The organism is Arsenophonus endosymbiont of Bemisia tabaci Q2 (assembly GCF_902713415.1).
In the GTDB taxonomy this organism is placed as follows: domain Bacteria; phylum Pseudomonadota; class Gammaproteobacteria; order Enterobacterales; family Enterobacteriaceae; genus Arsenophonus.
In genome coordinates this window covers 1-1,615 of the sequence record NZ_CACTIE010000076.1, presented here as the reverse complement: position 1 = coordinate 1,615, position 1,615 = coordinate 1, and the positions used below count along the sequence as shown (strand labels likewise).

Sequence of the window (1,615 nt, the reverse complement as noted above, 5' to 3'; positions counted from 1 at the left end):
AATGTCATTAAAATTAAGTCGCTTAGCTATACTATTAATATGGTTAAATGGGCTAAGCGTGAGCTTAGAACAACAGTAATTAATTTATTATGGTATTTTTTAAATAACCGTTAAAAAAGTTTAATAACTAATTGCTATTTTTGCATAGTTATAAAATAATAAAAAGGAAAGTTATCTAACTGTCCCTTTGCTGTTTTAACAAAATAAAATCGACGATTAGTTAGTTAAAACCGACAGCTGCGCGAAGTTCAGCAACTTTATCTGTTTTTTCCCATGGGAATTGAGGACGGCCAAAATGTCCATACGCTGCAGTTTGACGGTAAATAGGCTTTAATAAATTGAGCATTTTGACTAGACCATAAGGACGTAAGTCAAAGATTTCATGCACTAAATGAACCAGCGTTTCATTGGCTATTTTTTCAGTACCGAAAGTTTCGATCATGATGGATGTCGGTTCAGCGATACCAATCGCATAAGAAATTTGAATTTCACAGCGATCAGCAAGTCCCGCGGCAACAATATTCTTTGCTACGTAACGCGCTGCATAGGCAGCAGAACGATCGACTTTAGACGGATCTTTGCCAGAAAAAGCCCCGCCACCATGGCGAGCCATGCCACCGTAAGTATCGACAATAATTTTACGGCCAGTTAAACCACAATCACCCATTGGACCGCCTATAACAAAACGACCTGTTGGATTAATAAAATAGTTAGTATTTTGCTGTAACCATTCTGTCGGTAATACTGGCTTAATAATTTCTTCCATTACCGCTTCTGATAAGGTGTCTTGGCTAATTTCTTCAGCATGCTGAGTAGATAAGACAATAGTATCAATGCCCACTATTTTATTATTTTCATATTGGAAAGTGATTTGGCTTTTAGCATCTGGACGTAACCAGGGCAAAGTACCATTTTTTCGCACTTCGGCTTGGCGTTCAACTAAGCGGTGAGCATAAGTAATTGGCGCTGGCATAAGAACATCGGTTTCGTTATTAGCGTAACCAAACATGATCCCTTGATCGCCTGCGCCTTGTTCTAAAGGATTTGTACGATCGACTCCTTGATTAATATCAGAAGATTGTTTGCCAATTGCACTAATAACAGCACAGGAATTGGCATCAAACCCCATATCGGAGCTGGTATAGCCAATTTCGCGTATCGGGCGCCGCGTAATTTCTTCAATATCTACCCAGGCGCTAGTCGTAATTTCGCCGCCAACCATTACCATACCTGTTTTTACATAGGTTTCACATGCAACGCGTGCTTTTGGATCCTGCTCAAGAATTGCATCAAGAACTGCGTCTGAAATTTGATCTGCAATTTTATCAGGATGACCTTCTGATACTGATTCAGAAGTGAAAAGATGTGTGGTCATAGATGTTTTATTACCTTAAAAATTCGGAGAAACTGAATTAGATGTATTACCATCCAGACGTCTATTATAATGTTAATTATACGCTATTGCTAGCTGTTTTTTATCTTTGTTGATGGCAAAAATCTGATTTACTATATATAGATAAATATGTTGATGTTTTATTCAATTTAATTTTGCATTTTTCTTATAATAAAGGTATAAACAGCGCGATATAACTAAGCGACTTAATTTTGATGACAT

Annotated in this window: 1 protein-coding gene; it reads right to left on the bottom strand. The window is 37.3% G+C overall.

From position 1 onward, the window contains the following. Positions 1-220: 220 nt before the first annotated feature. Entirely contained in the window at positions 221-1,375 is a 1,155-nt protein-coding gene (gene metK, locus ARSQ2_RS04320; RefSeq protein WP_181994484.1) for a methionine adenosyltransferase, read from the bottom strand. Positions 1,376-1,615: the final 240 nt, after the last annotated feature.

Excerpts from the sequence above, each read along its gene's own strand:
- metK (WP_181994484.1), bottom strand. The coding sequence starts at position 1,375 with ATGACCACACATCTTTTCACTTCTGAATCAGTATCAGAAGGTCATCCT.